At 56.1% G+C, this 17,129-nt stretch carries 9 protein-coding genes; 3 read left to right on the top strand and 6 right to left on the bottom strand.

Annotation, left to right across the window (positions count from 1 at the left end):
* Window positions 1-68: 68 nt before the first annotated feature.
* The 3 genes from JTM80_RS07170 to JTM80_RS07160 all read right to left on the bottom strand — a co-directional run bounded on the left by JTM80_RS07170 (window position 69) and on the right by JTM80_RS07160 (window position 6,407).
* A complete protein-coding gene (locus JTM80_RS07170) occupies window positions 69-3,053 on the bottom strand; it encodes a type I secretion system permease/ATPase (protein WP_172353230.1) in 2,985 nt (994 codons plus the stop codon).
* On the bottom strand, window positions 3,050-4,102 hold the full coding sequence (locus JTM80_RS07165; protein ID WP_205370861.1) for a peptidylprolyl isomerase: 1,053 nt from the start codon (window positions 4,100-4,102) through the stop codon (window positions 3,050-3,052). Before JTM80_RS07165 ends, JTM80_RS07170 begins: the two co-directional genes overlap by 4 nt.
* Window positions 4,103-4,649: 547 nt before the next feature.
* On the bottom strand, window positions 4,650-6,407 hold the full coding sequence (locus JTM80_RS07160) for an ABC transporter ATP-binding protein (protein ID WP_225906788.1): 1,758 nt from the start codon (window positions 6,405-6,407) through the stop codon (window positions 4,650-4,652).
* Window positions 6,408-7,340: 933 nt separating this feature from the next.
* Here JTM80_RS07160 and JTM80_RS07155 point away from each other — a divergent pair.
* Both JTM80_RS07155 and JTM80_RS07150 read left to right on the top strand, forming a co-directional pair.
* Entirely contained in the window at window positions 7,341-8,885 is a 1,545-nt protein-coding gene (locus JTM80_RS07155; RefSeq protein ID WP_205370859.1) for a hypothetical protein, read from the top strand.
* Window positions 8,886-9,346: 461 nt separating this feature from the next.
* Window positions 9,347-9,607, top strand: a complete 261-nt coding sequence (locus tag JTM80_RS07150) for a DUF3146 family protein (RefSeq protein ID WP_068508581.1) — start codon at window positions 9,347-9,349, stop codon at window positions 9,605-9,607.
* 63 nt (window positions 9,608-9,670) lie between these two features.
* On the opposite strand, the gene JTM80_RS07145 is transcribed toward JTM80_RS07150, so the two are convergent.
* On the bottom strand, window positions 9,671-10,543 hold the full coding sequence (locus tag JTM80_RS07145; protein ID WP_205370857.1) for a hypothetical protein: 873 nt from the start codon (window positions 10,541-10,543) through the stop codon (window positions 9,671-9,673).
* 5 nt (window positions 10,544-10,548) lie between these two features.
* Entirely contained in the window at window positions 10,549-11,841 is a 1,293-nt protein-coding gene (locus tag JTM80_RS07140) for a DNA methyltransferase (protein ID WP_205370856.1), read from the bottom strand.
* 361 nt (window positions 11,842-12,202) lie between these two features.
* Here JTM80_RS07140 and JTM80_RS07135 point away from each other — a divergent pair, with 361 nt between their 5' ends.
* Entirely contained in the window at window positions 12,203-13,528 is a 1,326-nt protein-coding gene (locus JTM80_RS07135) for an IS110 family transposase (protein ID WP_225906787.1), read from the top strand.
* Window positions 13,529-13,712: 184 nt separating this feature from the next.
* Here the strand turns inward: JTM80_RS07135 and JTM80_RS07130 are convergent, their stop codons facing one another.
* On the bottom strand, window positions 13,713-17,120 hold the full coding sequence (locus JTM80_RS07130) for a DEAD/DEAH box helicase (RefSeq protein WP_205370855.1): 3,408 nt from the start codon (window positions 17,118-17,120) through the stop codon (window positions 13,713-13,715).
* Between the last annotated feature and the right edge of the window lie 9 nt (window positions 17,121-17,129).

Raw genomic sequence — 17,129 nt, 5'->3', positions numbered from 1 at the left:
GGGGTGGGGGAAAGGGGAGAAGGGGTGGGGTGCAAGAGCGCTAGCAGAAAGCTGGGAACTGGCTATCTCTAAAGCTGCGCTTCCTGCTGCTGATAGAGGCAATAGTAGCGGCCGCGCATAGCCATCAGGTCTTCGTGGGTGCCCTGCTCCACAACAGAGCCTTGATCCATCATAAGAATTAGATCGGCGTGGCGGATGGTGCTGAGGCGGTGGGTGATGAAGAAGACGGTGCGGCCGCGAAAATGCTCCGCCAGGTTCATACAGACGCGACGCTCGGAGTCGTAGTCGAGGGCGCTGGTGGCTTCATCCATGATTAGCAGGCGCGGATTCTGCATGACCGTGCGGGCGATCGCAATCCGCTGGCGCTGACCGCCCGAAAGCGACGCACCCCGTTCACCAACACGGGTGTTATAGCCATTCGGCAAACCCATAATGAACTCATGGGCCGCCGCTACTTTGGCCGCTTCGATAATTTCCTCAGCGGAGGCATCCGGGGCATTCAGCGCGATGTTTTCCTGCACCGTGCCGTCAAACAGCAGCGTGTCCTGGGGCACAATGCCAATTTGCTGTCGCAGAGAATAGAGTTCTACCTTGGTAATGTCGTAGCCGTCAATCAGGATGCGCCCCGATTCCAGGTCATAGAGGCGAGGCAGCAGTTTCATCAGGGTACTCTTGCCGGAACCGCTCTGGCCGACAACGCCGACGAAGGAGCCGGGGGCAAATTCCAGGTTGATATTGCTGAGTTGGAGCGGGCCGGTCGTGCCAAATCGGAAAGACACGTTTTCGTAGGCGACTTCGCCCTGAATCGGCGGCATGGGAATATTGAGCCTATCTAGCTCGTCGGCTTCAGGGGCGGAGTCCACGATATCGCTGAGGCGCTCAATCGACAGGCCCACTTCCTGGAAGTTTTGCCAGAGCTGGGCTAAGCGCAAGAGAGGACTCGTCACATAACCTGCGATGATGCGGAAGGCGATCAGTTGCCCCAGGCTAAGCTCCTGCTTTAGCACCAGATACGCGCCCACCCAGAGAACCAGCAAGCCCGAAAGCTGATTTAGGAAGTTGCTGAGGGAGCCTGCAAAGGTGGAAGTTTGCACCGTGGTGAATCCGGCGCTGACGTAGCGGGCGTAGCGCTGTTGCCACTGCCAGCGCGATCGCAGTTCCATATTCTGCGCTTTCACGGTCTGGATGCCGCCCAGCACTTCCACCAGATAGGACTGGGTTTCGGCGTTGCGTTCCGCCTTGACCCGCAATTGGTTGCGGATAATCGGCGAAAAGATCACCGCCAGCGCAATGAAGAAAGGAATCGTCGCCAGCGCCACCAGCGTCAGCAGCGGGCTATAGAACAGCATGACAACGATGTAGACAACGGAGAAGAAGGCATCCAGCACCACCGTCAGCGCCGTGCCCGTCATAAAAGAGCGGATATTTTCCAGTTCCCCAATGCGGGTGGAGAGTTCGCCCACAGGACGTTTCTCGAAATACCGCAGCGGCAGCCGCAGCAGGTGATCGATAATTTGCGACCCCAGCGTCATGTCGATGCGGTTGGTGGTGTCTACGAACAGGTAGGTTCGCAACGCCCCCAGCAGCGCCTCAAAGAATGCCAGCAGCAGCAGCAAAATGCCCAGCACTTGCAGCGTGTCGGGGCTGTTTTGCACGATCACCTTGTCGATGATCACCTGGATCATCAGCGGGTTTGCCAGGGCAAAAAGCTGCACAAAGAAGGAGGCGAGAAACACCAGCAGCAGCACGCCGCGATACTTCGCCACCGAGGGCAAAAACCAACTGAGGTTAAAGCGCTTTTGCGGCGTTTGCTTGGTGGCTCGCAGCAGCAGCACGTCGCCCTGTTCGCCCCAAGTGGCGGCAAACTCCGACGGCTTGCGGCGCAGTAGCCCCAGTTCTGGATCGGCGATCACCATTTCCCGTTCGCTGACGCTGTAGAGCAGCACGGGGCGATCTTGCCAGCGCACCATTGCGGGGGCTTCCAGGCGACCGACGGATTGGGCCGGCACGGTAACCAACTGGGCGCTGAGGCCCATGAATTCGGCGATCGCCCCACACAGATCCAGCGGCAGCCCTCCCGTGCGCTCCATCTGGTTCACCAAAATGCGGCGCACCACATCGCGGCGGAAGGGCAGATTCAAGTGCTGGCAAAGCATCTGGAAGCAGGCCATCGTCGCTTCTAGCTGCCCCCGCCCGCGCACGATGGGGTATTCCTTTGCCTTGCCCTTGCTGTCGATGATGACGGGTTCCAGTTCCTCTGGGCGTTCGGGCGCGTAGGGAATATCGAGCGCTCCAAGGGTTGCGTCTGCCTGATTGGTGTCTTGCGGGTCTTCTGGGGCAGAACGGCGGAACAGAGATAGCGGAAAGCTGACCAGCCGCGCGGGTTTCTCGCCCGCCACCTCGATTTCGTCGAGTAGCCCCAGATTGAGCCGACTGCCAACAGGGTAGCCCGTGATTTCGCCGCTGCTGACCAGCCACAGGCGATCGCGCTGGAGCGAGTGCGTGGCAAAGGTTCCCGGCGGAATGCAGCGCACCTCTGCCTGAGATAGCCCTGCGTGGGTCAACTCCTTCAGATCCAGCGTGCCGTCGGCCTGGCGCGACAGTTCTTCCCCCAGCAGATCAAACACCTCAATCGGCGCAGCCTGAGCAGACAGGGCGCTGGCGACGGCTGGCTCTTTTTCCAGCAGATCTAGGAAGACGCGGGCGGGCAGCGTCAGGCAGATAGATTCCTCGGAGGCGATCGCCGTTTCGCAGGCCACGCCGCGCATCAGGCTGACCGCCCCCAGCACCGCGCCCGGTTGCAACAGCCCCAGCGTGGTGGGCTTGTCGGTGCGGGGGTCATAGCCGAGCGATCGCGCCTGCCCCTCATACAAAATCGTCACCTGGGCGGGCATTTTTTCGCGCACCAAAATTGCCTGCCCCATCTTGTAGCGGAAGGGTTGAACCTGTTCGAGCAGACGAGCCAGGACCGCGCTAGAAAGCTGGGTAAACGGAAAGACCGTTGCCAGAAATTCTTGAACCGTCTCTTTGGGAAGGTTTTGGGTAAACGTCATGATTCAACAATGGGGGCAACGGTGGGGGCGGCAGGCGGGGAAGACGATAACGTGGTTGGTTTTACGGCTTTTGGATCGGGCACACTCAGCAAAATCGAGGTCGGCACGAGCTGGGGTTGGGCAGCGGGGGGATGTCCGCCGTTGCCTTGTCCGCCTGCTGCACCAGAGGGCGGCTTGGGCGCTCCGGGCTTGGCAGGTGGCTCTGCGGGTGGGGCAGTTGACGAGGAGGCTGGTGGCTGGGAGGATGTGTCTGCCGCAGGAGGCTCGCTGGGTTCGACGGTGGGCAGGGATTCGGTAGCAAGCGCATCCGCCGGTAGCGCATCCGCCAGAGGACTCAGCGACACGTCATCCAACTGCTGCTGGAGCCACTGGTTAAACGACTCGTTGAGCAGGCGGCGGCGCATTTGCTCATCCATCTGGGCAGGGATGAATTTTTCCAGACGAATGATCACAATCCACTCGCCAATGCGGTGGGGCGGCCAGAGTTGCCCCGGCTGGCTAATAGAGAGCATATGAGCCAGTTGGGGATGGGGCACACTTAGCTCCACCGGGCCAATCAGCCCGTCGGTTTGGGCTTCGGGCCCTTGAGAATAGGTGCGAGCGAGTTCGGCGAAGCTCTGTTCGCCTTCCATAACCCGAAAGTAGATTTCTTGAGCGATGCCCATGTCCTGGGTACGGATGAGCGAGTAGATGACTTTATCTAGCTTGCTTTTGCGCTCCAGGAAATAGGATTCGAGCTTGGCTCCCCAAGTGGCTTCTTTGAACTTCTCGATGCGGAGCGATCGCGTGGCCAGGGCATCGAGCTGAGCCAGGGTCATGCCGTGTCGGTTTAGCCATTGCTGACGGGTGGCTTCGTCTACGATCTGGTGCTGGGCGTAGAACTGTTCGCGGGCCCCGATGAGTTCTTCTTCAGCGCAGGTGATGGGGGCGATCGCCTCATCAATCAACACTTCCTGCACCAACTGCGGCAGCATTTGATAGCCTGCCAGCAGCGACGGCAATTCTTCCGATGTGACCGACCGATTCCCAATCTGCAATACGTGTCCCATGCAAATCCATCCATCAACAGCGGAAAATCCTGATGCGTCATGGTTAACTATCAGGCACTTGGTGTCTAGCTACGCATCCTTAGCCCCAGCCCAGTAATACAATTCCAGTCATGCAATTCCAGTTTTATAATCCCAAGTCACACAGCCCCAAACTAAATTATGGGTTTCCAGAGTTAGAAATCAAAGGACAGTTACGAAAACTTTTAGCTTTGACCCATGAACCTTCGGTGAATCTCTGGACGAATATTTACGGACACAGCGCGTTGCTAGGCATAGCATTCCCAAATCTTGGACGATTCTCTACTTTTGAGTATTCAGTCAGAAGATTTATCCAGCAGGATGGTTGCTCGCAGGTTTTTTGCACGGTTTGTTCAGAGGATGGGCAAGCTGCTAAAGTATACGACCCCTTAAGCCAAACCGTTCAGGACTTACGCACTTGCGATAAGTTTTCTGGGTTTTGGACGGTTTCTCGTGGGCGCAGCCCACGAGAAATCGTCCAACTGCGTAAGTCCAACTGTGAAGCTGATTATGCAAACTGCGACGCACGCTATGCAAACTGCTGGGCATAGAACTGGGCATAGCGTCCGTCTTGCGCCAAGAGTTCTGTATGCGTGCCGGATTCCACCAAGCGCCCCTGTTCTAACACAAGGATGCGATCGGCGCGGCGGACGGTGGCCAGCCGATGGGCAATGATGAACACAGTGCGCCCCTGCATCAGCCGCTCCAGCGCTTCCTGTACCAGTGCTTCGGATTCGGAATCGAGGGCAGAGGTGGCTTCGTCCAGGATCAGAATGCGCGGGTTGAGCAGCACGGCTCGGGCGATCGCAATTCGCTGGCGCTGTCCGCCCGACAGGTTTACACCGCGCTCACCCACCCACGAGTCATAGCCATCGGGACATTGGGAGATAAAGGCGTGGGCGTTGGCGATTTTTGCAGCTTCGACCACTGCTTGCCGCTCGTAATCGGTCTGGCCAAAGGCGATGTTTTGGGCGATCGTGCCGGAAAACAGCACCGTTTCCTGGGGAACGATGCCGATCTGCCGCCGCAGGCTGTACAGCGTTACGGTGCGGATATCCACGCCGTCGATTAAGATTTGCCCCTGCTGCGGGTCATAAAAGCGCGGCAGCAGGTTCACCAGCGTCGTTTTGCCTGCGCCGGAGGGGCCGACCAGGGCGATCGCCTCGCCAGGGAAGGCCAGCAGGCTGAGTTGGTGGAGGACGGGTGATGGAGCGGGAGCAGAATCCTGGTTCCCAACCCCTGGCTGGGGATAGGCAAAGCTGACGTTGCGGTATTCCACTTTGCCTGTGACGGGCGGCAGCACGAGGGCGTTTGGGGCTTCGTAGACAGCAGGTTCCACGTCCAGCAGTTCAAAAATGCGATCGACCGAGGCTTGCCCCTGTTTGAACTCGTTGTAGTTGTCAGTGAGGTGGGCGATCGGGTCTACCAGCATCGCCACTGCAAAGACGTAGCTGCCAAACTGTGCGCCCGTCAGGTTGCCCCGCGAAATTTGCCAGCCCCCCAGCAGCAGCAGCAGCAGCACGCTGACGGCGTACATAAAGCCCACCACGGGATATTGCACTGCCTTGAGCCAGGCGGCGGCGTATTTTGCCCGACGGTTGCGCTCGGCTTCGCGGGCAAAGCGGCGAATTTCATAATCTTCGGCGGCAAAGGCCCGCACCAGGCGGATGCCGCTAAACACTTCCGTGAGCAGGGAAGATAGGTCGGAGACGAGGGACTGGCTGCGGCGCGAAATCTTCAACATGCGATCGCCAAACCAGCTAATCAGCAGCCCCATCAGCGGCACCATCACTAGGCTGGCCAGGGTCAACTGCCAGTTGAGATACACCATGTAGCCGAACACGAAAACCAGTTGCAGGACGCAGGGCGTAAAGTCGTGAAACACTTTGTTGACCACTTCGCCGATGCGGTCGATGTCTTCCGTGAGGCGATAGGACAGGTCGCCCGTCTGGGCCCGCTCAAAATATCCAAGGCTGAGGGTTTGCAGGTGGGCGTAGGTGCGGGTGCGGAGGTCGAGGGCGATCGCCAAAGCAGCCTTGGCCATCAGCGCATCCTGCCCGTACTGAGCAATCTTTTGCACCAAAAACACGCCCGCTACGATGCCCGCCATTTGCGCCAGCGATCGCACGTCCCCCGCCACCAAAAAGCTCAGCAGCCGCCCCGCCAGCCATGCCAGCAGCGGCCACGCCGCCGTAAAAATTAGCGTGCAGCAAAACGCCCGCACCACAGTTCCCCAGTGGGGTTTGAGATAGGGCAGCAGTCGCCGATAGCCAGACCGAGAATCCAAAGCAAATCTAGCCAAATCAATATTCCGAATATCCCGAATAATCCTGGGACTGACGCAGTTGGACAATTTCTTGCAGACTGCGCCCGCAAGAAATTGTCCAAAATCCAAGGAGCTTGTCGCAAGTGCGTTAGTCCTGACTCCAATGAACCAGAAACCGGGGGCAGGAAGCAACGACGTGGCGATAGAGGCGATCGCCCCAGGCTTACAGCCGCAAAAGGAAAAACGTTGGAGACTTTCGGAAGAGTATTCTAAGGGCGATCGCCCCCCAGTTCCAGATCCACACATCAGGCAAATTACGGTTGACAAATGGCTGAGTAGGCTAATCCCTTCAGACTTTCCTAACCTATCAAGCCTGTCAAGCATTCAGAGTCGCTCGAAGAATTTCTACCTGCATCCACAGAGAGCGCTCGCAAATCGGGCATTGCAGCCCTTCTCTAAACTTCCTGGAGTAGAGATGTTCTAGTTGGGATACCTCTGTAAAAACTAGCAACTCATACCGAAATCAAACTGAAATGTAAAGAAAAAAGAACAAAGTCTCCTAGAATATACGGATATAGCTCTATTATGACCGGGTACTGGCAATATAAACTGTTTGAGTTGTTTCAAGAGCCTGTGATAGACGCAGGCCGCGAAAAAACAGAGGATTAGGCGCTCCTCTCTCGCATTTTCAGTTTCGCGTTTTCAAAAAATCAGGCAATCTACTGGCGATTCACGATCGAAAAGCAGCATGAGAAAACTAGAGCGAGTTCGCGAAAACTGCGCTCATGCCAAGTTTGCTGTCTCCCCAATGTCTGGTGTCGTAACCCCAGGGTCAAACGAAACAGACATCGTTCCCTCTGAGATTGACTTCAGTGATTGATCTCAGCGATTGACCTCAGCATTTGAGTCATGCTCTATTGACGTTTGTTTTTTGTTACCAGGGTTTAAAATTTCATGGCAATCGATCCTAATGTTTCTCCCGCAGGCGGTGCTCTGCCCAGCGGTGTCACCATCATCGGTGGTATCGTTCTCGACCTTGTTGGTGCCAATGGTCAGCGCCTTGTTGCACAGCTTGCTGCGTCTGATCTGTACGAAGGTACAGTTACCACTAGCCAGCAACTCATCGGCACCCAGACTGGGCTAACCCCCACCTTTATCAATACGCTCGGCGGCGGGCTAAGTCGGGTTGCAGTGCGCGTTACCCTGTTCGACGGGGATAACGCGCCCTCAGACTTTGACTTTAACCAAAACCGACTCCTCCTCAACGGTTTCGACATCGGCAACTGGAGCGATGTTGAAACCATCACCACAGACGGTCTGGGAAATCCAGTTAGCTCTAACCGCCCCAATTTTGGTTTTGCCAATGAAGAGCTAGACACAGGCTGGTTTTTCACTCAAGACCCCACATTTCTCGCAAACTTCTACAACTCGTTGGTCTCCGGCCAGCAGGTTGATTACACCTTCGTAGACAATACCCCCGCAGAAAACTTCCTAGATTTCAAACAAGGTCTGGATAGTAGTTTGATTGGCGGTGGCGGCGGTGGCGGCGGCCCCATCATCGATCCTGGTGGCCCTGGCGGTGGCGGCGGTGGTACTGACCCCGGCGGCCCTGGCGGTGGCGGCGGTGGTACTGACCCCGGCGGCCCTGGCGGTGGCGGCGGTGGTACTGACCCCGGCGGCCCTGGCGGTGGCGGCGGTGGTACCGGCCCCGGCGGTCCAGGGACGCTTCCTGGTGATATGATTGTGGGGGATGGTCAAACGGGTCTTGCGGCGATTCCGCTGAGATGCCGAAACGGCACGCCTGTCCCTTTCCTCACCCTCAGAGGGCAGCGTCGCTTGCAGCCGCTGACGTTGACAGGTGGGCCCAACACGCTGACGGTAGAACTGGTGTCTACACAGCCTGGCCGTCCTCGCAGTTGGCGAGCCGCAGCCGCAGGTTCCCCTGCAAGGGCCCGCAAGTTTAACCGGGCAGACTACAGACCCGGTGGCGGTTTTGAGATGTTTGGTGGTGGGGGGAATGATGTATTGCAGGTGCGTCAGCGGCAGAACATCCTCCGCGGTCAACAGGGTAATGACAGCCTGACGGGTGGCCCACGGCGAGATTTTCTGGTGGGCGGACGAGGCGACGACGTGATCAATGGCGGCGGCGGCAAGAACACGATTGTTGGCGGTGCAGGAAATGACACGCTCATCGGCGGTCTAGACCGCGATATGTTTGTTTATCGCCGGGTTAATCACGGAACGGATTTGATCCAAAACTATCAGCCAGGGGTTGACGTGATTGACCTGCGGCGCATCTTTGCCCGCGCTCCTTTCCAGGTTGCAGGACGCAGCAACTATCAGCGGCTCAACACGTTTGTGCGGTTGATCGAACGTGAGGGAAATACGCTGGTTCAAATTGATAGGAATGGCAAGCAAGCAGGTAAGTTCTTCAATACGCTGGCGGTTTTGGAAGGAATCGCCGTGAGCCAGCTTAGCTCCTGCGATTTTGTGGTGTAAGGGGCGATCGCCCGTTCATGCCCGCCCTTTTCATCGTTCGTTAAGTCTTTTGTCTCTTGCGTTAGATGTTGACGACGCGAATTCACTAAAACTGCTGCATAAACCCTATGTGATGGGTTTGTGCAGCATTCTTTTGGGGTATGGGACTGATACAGTTGGGCGATTTCTTCTGAGTGCAGCCTGCTAGAAATCGTCCAAAACCTAGACGCATATCGCAAGTGCGTAAGGTCTGTGGGGCGATTTTTGTGTGGATTGGGGTTGTCAGTGTTTTCTGAGAATGTCAGGACTTACGCACTTGCAATAAGCTTTCTGGATTTTGGACAATTTCTCGCGGGCTGCGCCCGCGAGAAATTGTCCAACTGCGTAAGTCCTAAATGTTTTTTGAGGTTGATGGCGATCGCCCTTGAACTTGCGCCGACCCCGTGCCTATAGTGGAAAGCATTTGACCCCTTCCTTCTTCGATGAGCAAGCGCCTTCCTGAAACCACCGCCTACGTTCGGATTACCCATCAATCCTGGCAGCAGGGCAAAATTGAAGGCGAAGTGCGGGCGAATGCCTACGAGTGGCAGTTCCAGTGGTGCTTTCGGCAGGGGCAACTGATTGTGCAGCCGTCGCTGGGGCGGGCGCTGATCAAAGACCCTCTGGAGCGCTTTTTGGAGCGCAGTGACTATCAGCTAGAACTGGGCGGCGACTATTCATTTACCATTCGGGCAGAAATTTGAAGCCTGGCCCCTGCAACGCTGCAACGCTGCAACCGGTTGTTGGGCGGCTGTGCGGTGATTCCATCAGACGCTCCGTGCGAATGACCGAAGAAAATCGATTGCCTTAGCTTTCTCTCGGAAGCTGCCTCTAATCTCGTCCCCGTTCGTGTACCTGATGTTTAACTCGTAGCGAACGAACTCGCTTGCCGGAGCCGCTTCGTCGTGCTCCTCAACGAAACGAACTGCATCCTCAATTGAAGCGAGCTGTCGCGACAGACCCGAAAGGGTTAGGACGAAAACGTGCTCGATCATGCGGTTCAGACAAGTCCTCAGCTCGTAGAAGAATTGATCGAATTGGTCTGCGTGAAGCCTTCGGATTTCTTCGGCGATCCGTTCGCGCTGGGCTTCAGTGAGTCGGTCGAGAGCATCTACCTTCCGCTGCAAATCGCCTTCGCTCGTTCTCTCGTCGGTGGCCACATCCACGCCCTCGCTCGCGAACGCCTGGACGATGGTGTCGTACTGGCAGTAGACGAGATTGAACTTGTGCGAGCGGAACTGCGCGAGCGAGCCGTCGGTAAAGACGCCCGCCAACACGGCGCCGAGGAACGGGTGGCAATCGTGATAGGTCTCGGACAAAGGCGCGATAGCACCTTGGATCTCCTGCGCCTTATTCCGAGAGTGCTTTGTGTATCGGCGCCACGCCGACTCGATGAAGGCGCGCGGGCGCCCAAGGGATTCCTCGCTTCCGCCCTCCTCCAGCACATAGTCGAGGTCGTGCACGTTCCCACGCGAGTCCGTCCAAGCGACCTTTCTCTTGCCGCCACGTGCCGGGCGTGGGTGTTTGTAGTCGAGATAGAGTCCAAACTCTTCGGCGATTTCTTGCAGCGGTTTGTGAATCGCCCGCTCCAACTCCTCACCGATGATCTGCCCAAGCCTATGTGCAGGTGATTGTGCCATGCGAGCTACCCCTCAACCCACAGGCGGCCTTCGCAGAGCGGGACGCGATGTTTTCGGTTCTTCCACTTGGTATTGCGGTCGCGGGTCTTTTCGAAGTGGAAGCTCTTGAAGCCCGCGGAAAGGGCCAGTTTTCCAAGCCATTCGATCACGGGGACGTAGACACCGTAGGGAGCCGAGTCACCGATTACGAAGCACACCCTGGACGGGGAGCTGCACACGCGCCGCAGGGCGTGCCAAACTTCAGCCAGGTCGAGGAAGTAACATGCGACCAGGTTGTGGTAGGTCTTCTTGCCTCCGCGAGTAAGTCGAACCTCTCCAAGTTCCTTGCACACGGAAGTGAGCTCGTCACGGATCGGGTCCAAGTCGGCACGTGAGAGTATGGCCGGAAGGTCCACCGCGTGATCGGGAACGTGCTGCGTGCAGGATCGGAGAAGGTGCTGGCGTATGTTGTCCTGCAAGTCGCCCCAGCCCTTGATCTCGCCGAAGAAGGTCAGTTCCAGGCGGGTCGCATCGGCGTAGTCGTAGTTGTTCGGGTACGGCGGCGATGTGACGACGAGGTTGAATGTGTCCGCTGGGACGCTCTCGCACGAGCGAGCATCGTCCACAGTGAACTTTGCCCGCGGCGTATCGAGGCCGTTGGTCGCGCGCATGTCCTGGAGCATCGTGCTCGTCATGTCGTCAAAGGCTGCGAAGGGCTCTTGAACGCGCGCCTTTCGACGGCTCGGAAGGAGGTACTGCCAGTTCGCAGTCCCGACGTGCGAAGTTGGGCGGAGGATCGCGGCGAGCGCAAGCCACACGAGCAGAGAAGCCTCCGAGTCGTCCGCTTGGGCCTCGACTGCACGCCGGAGGCAATCTAGCTGAGCGAGGGCGTCGTCCGTGTAACATTTGCGGATGAGCGGCGCATACGAGTCAAGCGCGGGCGTCCGCCGTCGTGCGCTTGCAAGCACGCGCTTCGCGCGATCTACGAACACGTCGGGAGATGTTCGATAGGCCAGCTTGCCTTGAGCGACGCGAGCCACAAATGGATGGGGGTCGATTCCCCAACATTCCGCGCCGCATTGCTCGGCGGCGATGAGCGTGGTACCGCTGCCTGCGAACGGATCGAATACCCGAACGTCTCGTTCTTTGCCCTCCCGCCTAATCACGTCCGCGGCCCACGCTCCGCTGAACCCGGCGCTGTACCGGAACCACCGATGCACGGGCAGTCTCGCGTTGTCGGCGAAGGTTCCCGACGCACCCTCACTAAAGTGAGGCAGGTCCATCTCGGGAAATAGTGCGGTTTGGTGTGATTTCAGCATCCGTCAGTTCCTGCTATTCCTAGTGTCCGCCCAACGATTTATGGGGAGACAGAACCGCAACAGAGAGGAGACGACCATGCATTGAGCAACAGTCAGATGTCTACTAACATATCGCTTCGCTCCTCTCATACAGCTCACTAAGAGCCAGAGAAATGGTAATAGGAAAAGGAACTGGGCTAGGGATTGAGGACGACCATCCAACGTCAGACATCTCGATGTCTACTAACATATTGCATCGCCTCAACCTTGACCAGCTTCCTTCAACGAATTCTCAGGGAGTGGTGACAGACACCTTCCATAATCTCTTCGCTCAGAAGCAGGCAGCCCAGTTCCAGACAACAAACTATCCCCAACTTAGCTGATGGAAAGAACCTTTGTCGCCTACATCGGCATTGACTGGTCAGATCGCAAACACGACATCTGTCTGTATGACCCCGAGAGCGCACAGCGAGAATACAGCGTGATTGGCGCTCAACCGCAAGAGATTGCCAACTGGGTTGCGACCTTGCAACAGCGATACGGCAACAGCCCAATTGCCATCTGCCTGGAGCAAAAGCGAGGACCCCTGATTTACGCGCTGTGCCAGTACGACAACCTAGTGCTGTTTCCCATCAATCCGCGCACGGTTTCTAACTATCGACGAGCCTTTCAGCCCTCACGAGCAAAATCAGACCCCGTAGATGCCCAGATTTTGATTGAGCTGCTGCTCAAGCACCCAGACAAGATCCCCCCGTGGCAAGCCGCATCTTGTGAACTGCGAGCGTTGCGGCAGTGGAGTGAATCCCGCCGCATGCTGGTGGGAGAGAAGGTACGACTGACCAATCGTATGACCGCTGCTTTGAAGAACTTTTATCCTCAAGTGCTGGAGTGGTTTGAGGATAAAGATACTCAAGTGTTTTGTGACTTTATCACTCAATACCCTGACCTCCACTCTGCCCAAGCGGTTTCGGCTGAGGAATTGACTCTGTTCTTCCAGTCTCATCGAGTCATCCGCCGGAGCGCCATTGAGCGGCGCATTCACCAAATCCAAACCGCTGGCATACCCCTGACAGAAGACCCAGGGATTGTTGAACCGATGCAATGGCTGGTGCAAACGCTGGTGATTCAGCTCAAGGCGCTGTTGCATCGACTCGATGAGTTAAATCAAACGATTGAGCAATTGTTTCAGTCTTTGCCAGATGCGGCGTTTTTCGATGCTTTACCCGGAGCAGGACCCCATCTTGCGCCCCGGCTACTGATTGCGTTTGGCGATGACCGCAGTCGCTTCGGCAGCGCCCAGGCGTTTATGAGCTATATCGGCATTGCACCCGTCAAAGAGGAGAGTGGCAAGAAACGTTGGACGCATTGGCGCTGGAGTTGTCCAAAGTTCTTGCGGCAGTCCTTTGTAGAGTGGGCTGACCAGTCGCGGCGGCACTCATCGTGGGCCAATGCGTTCTATCAGCAGCAGCGGCGATCCGGCAAAAGTCATCCCAAAGCGATTCGCGCTCTGGCGTATAAGTGGGGACGGATTCTCTGGCGCTGCTGGCAAGACCGAGTGCCCTATGACGAAGACCGCTATCTGGCGGCGCTCCAGCGGAAGAGGTCGCCGCTAGCGGCGATGCTAGTCCAAAGTCCGCTTGAGGGGATGACGAGTGCAGGAGGTGAGTGCGGTAATTCTAGGGTTCAAGTTACGCTAAAACACACGTAACAATTCAACGAACGGAACGCTTTTGGGAATGTGGCGATGAATGTGATGCAGTCAGCATGAGGCTGACTTATAATCTGCTGCGTTTAGATTTTGTGTATCCATTGACTCAATGTTTCTTCACGGCTATCTATTGACTCCGTCTCCCTCAGGGCCTATGTTATCTCGCTTGGCAACTACATCTTGCTTACTTTCCAATCATATGCAATGCCTCAATCCAGATTTTGAGTTCTTGCTCAGCTAAGTTCTTATCGGTTAATTCTTGTTCCTGGTGGGCAATGTAGGTGTTCCGAAAGTCGTTGATGCGGGTGACAGTTTCCAAAAACTTACGCCCACCCTGAAATCGCAACTGAGTTTGTAAGGCTTCAAACACACCACCAATTTTTGTTGTGTCGTTGAGAGCATAGTCTAAACACGATCGCAGTAAGCCAATCAGTGACAGCCCGTTATTAAACACCAGCGTTCGTTTCAGATTTTGTGCCAGTTTGCGGTAATAGTCTTCAGATTTACGGTCTACACCGCCCAGATAGGGAGCAAACCAGGCTTTTTGGTCTTCTACGGTGACGGGCATTTCTGGTTGCAGTCGCCGTACCAGAAAGCCTTTCGCCACTTCATCGATCGAACCCAACAGAGCGGTGAAAACAGGGGCATAATTCATCCCCTCTTTGTTCTCGAAGAAGCGGTAGAGCATGACAGATTGATCGGCGGCACGGCGATAGCGAGAAGGCAGAGCATTGAGAATCGCTGGATCAATCAGGCTATCGACCTCAGAAGCTTCTTCATCCACCTGCCCCAAATTTACAAACAGAGGCAAGTCCTGGAATTCCTCAGATTGGAGCAGGTTTTGCAGGGCAGGGGCACAGGCACGAGCCAATTCAGCAATGGTATCGCCTGCCATGCGCTCAAACACGCCTTGGGGAATGTAGAGGTAGTGCCATTGAGTTGTTTCACTCGAAGCAGCCTCACACCAAGCGATCGCTGCTTTGGCTTTCAAGGGTACATCCCGATCTTCTCGCCCTTTGGTTTCGACCAGGTAGTAGTGACCATCGAGAGTACGAATGAAGAAATCGGGGGTATAGAAGGCAAGGCGATCGCCATTTGCCAGATAGTCAACTCGCAGACATTGTGATCCAGCGTTTTTGGCAAAGGCAGCCACATCAGGGGCACGATCGCAAAACTTCGCCACTGCTACTTCTAACTCACGATTACAGGTAACCAGGTTGAACAGGGTTTTTGCCGCTTCCAGGGCGGGACGGCGTTCACTCAGGGTTACCTGATAGGGTTTCCAGGCATTGAGGGATTTGGGTGGTTCAACCATTAACCGTTCTTCGGTAGTGGTGGTGCGGCTACGGATCAAGGGCACAAACACCGCCCGCAAGTGTTCACCTACATCGGAGTCAGCTAACCGAGCCACCAGAGCTGGATCGAATAGGGTGGTTTTCTGCTCAAACAGGATTTCTTCGAGAAAGGTCTGAATCAGAGGAGCCAGAATGGGATGCAATCCCCGTAATTTGCAAATGGTTTCCAGTTGCTTGACGTAGTAGGAGACGGCACCAACTCCCGATGCCAACAGCGGTAGATTAAGTTGCAGTTTCTCAACCACTTCGCCCGTAAACAGGTGTCGTCCTTCGTACTGAATTTCGTTGTTGCCCTGTTTGCCCAACGGTAAAGGACGGTAGGGCTTAAACGCTTTTTTCACATCCTGAATCGTCAAGCCTTCCAGTTTGGGCACAATGCGAAAGCCAGCGGAAAGGGAAGGAATCTGGATATTCAGCGCATTGACATCTTTGTGGGCTTCATCGGGGAAGATGGAAATCGTTGTGGCAGGAACGCGATCGAGTTCCACAATTTCCAGCGGCAAGCCTTCTTGAGCAAGTTCTTGCTGATAGAGGCTGGCAAAGGCGGGATGTTCCACTACTGTCACCAGTTCATTGGCTTGTCCGGGGGGAGTCATGCGACGCAAGCCTCGACCCAGGGTTTGTTCGGGCAAAATATTGGCTTTAGAGCTGTAGGGACGCAAAGGCACGATCGTGGTCACGTTTCGCACATCCCAACCTTCCCGTAGCATTAGCACGGAAACAATGCAGAAATAGGGACTGGCGTTGCTATCCAGTTCGCGGCTGAGTTTTCGCAGTGCCTTCAGGTCATCGTCGCTGATGGCTTTTTCGTCTTCGACAAATTCATAGCGGGCATCCTTGCCTCGTCCCACTTTTTTGAGCTTGCCCTTCAGGTTGGTGTGCAGGTTGATGGTTTTGCCGTTGAGTTGCTCAAATAACGGGTCGGTGTTGAAGCGTTGGGTAATTTGATCCGCCGCTTCGGTGTCATCGCACATGATGAACAGTAAAGGCTTTTTGCCGCTGGCTTGCCATTCTGCTTGGCTGGCTTTCCAGCGTTCGTAACCCAGGAGCAAATGCTGTTCCCAGCGGTAGGCGGCGTTGTCGTCGGCTTGTTCGACTAACTTGCGGTTGGCTTGTCCGATAATGGGAGTTTTGACAATTCCGGCATCCACCGCTTCACCCAAGGGTGTATCGCAGACGATGTGCTTGAACAGTAGCCCTTTGTTGTCTTTGGGGGTGGCGGAAAAATCCAGTTGGGCTACCAGGTTGCAACTGCTGCGAGCCAGGATGGTTTCGTGCAGGGTGCGGATGGCTTCGTTCCAGGCCGAGCCGGGATCCCAGACATGGTGGGCTTCGTCGTTCAGCACCATGACCCGACGATGGGCCGTGATCCGATCCCGCAATGCTGCTCCTGTATCCAGCGCTTTGGTTTTTGAGACGGCTGGCCCCATCCAGGCATAGGTATCTTCCTCGGCTTTCTTTTTGCGTTTGGCCGTGTCGTAGAGACGATGAATATTGGTGAGATAGAGCGTCCCACCCGTAGCGGCACCACTGGCTTCGTCCTGTAGCACCACAGAGAGGTTCCAATCGCCGCGCCATTCAGGGGGAATCAGGGGGTCTTCGTCGAAGATGCGCCCATTGCCAAAGTCTTCTTTGAGCCGTTCGTAGACCGTCAGGTTCGGGGCAATGACAACAAAATGCCGTGCCATCTCCGAGTCGGATTCTCGCAGGGCGTGAAAGTAACTCCAGACAATACACAGGCTCATGACCTTAGTTTTGCCTGCCCCCGTTGCCAGTTTGAAGGCGTAGCGGCTCCAGGCATCTTCGTCTTCAGTGATGCCCAATGCCTGTAATTCGGCATTCGCGCCACCAAATTCGGCAATGATTTGGGATAGGCATTCGATCCGCCGCACTTCCTTGAGGTAAATCAGGGTTTCTGCCGCTTCTCGCTGACAGAAGTAGTAACGAAACTCAAATTCTTCACCGTCTGGGGTAGTTTTGCGGTGGGCGCGGTTAAACCAGTGGTTGAGCAATTGAATCGTGGTGTCGCTGGCTCCGATGTAGAAAGCTTCTCGCCACTCCCGCACCGCTGCCCGCAGGTTATTGACCACCTCAATCGGGGATGCTCTGCGTCCCTGTTTTACCACGGCGGGGTCGCCAGATTTTTCTGCCCGAACGCGATGGGCGTTGGGTTCTTGCCAGGGGGCAAATAGGGGTTCGAGAACGGTGGGATTGAGGGTAGAGGAGGAGGAGGTCATGGGTAAGGC

Source organism: Thermoleptolyngbya sp. PKUAC-SCTB121 (assembly GCF_016919485.1).
GTDB classification, from domain to species: Bacteria; Cyanobacteriota; Cyanobacteriia; order Elainellales; family Elainellaceae; genus Thermoleptolyngbya; species Thermoleptolyngbya sichuanensis.
Note: the sequence above shows the minus strand (reverse complement) of the source record. Positions and strands in the feature narration are given on the sequence as shown.

Excerpts from the sequence above, each read along its gene's own strand:
- JTM80_RS07170 (WP_172353230.1), bottom strand. The coding sequence starts at position 3,053 with ATGACGTTTACCCAAAACCTTCCCAAAGAGACGGTTCAAGAATTTCTG.
- JTM80_RS07165 (WP_205370861.1), bottom strand. The coding sequence starts at position 4,102 with ATGGGACACGTATTGCAGATTGGGAATCGGTCGGTCACATCGGAAGAA.
- JTM80_RS07155 (WP_205370859.1), top strand. The coding sequence starts at position 7,341 with ATGGCAATCGATCCTAATGTTTCTCCCGCAGGCGGTGCTCTGCCCAGC.
- JTM80_RS07150 (WP_068508581.1), top strand. The coding sequence starts at position 9,347 with ATGAGCAAGCGCCTTCCTGAAACCACCGCCTACGTTCGGATTACCCAT.
- JTM80_RS07145 (WP_205370857.1), bottom strand. The coding sequence starts at position 10,543 with ATGGCACAATCACCTGCACATAGGCTTGGGCAGATCATCGGTGAGGAG.
- JTM80_RS07140 (WP_205370856.1), bottom strand. The coding sequence starts at position 11,841 with ATGCTGAAATCACACCAAACCGCACTATTTCCCGAGATGGACCTGCCT.
- JTM80_RS07135 (WP_225906787.1), top strand. The coding sequence starts at position 12,203 with ATGGAAAGAACCTTTGTCGCCTACATCGGCATTGACTGGTCAGATCGC.
- JTM80_RS07130 (WP_205370855.1), bottom strand. The coding sequence starts at position 17,120 with ATGACCTCCTCCTCCTCTACCCTCAATCCCACCGTTCTCGAACCCCTA.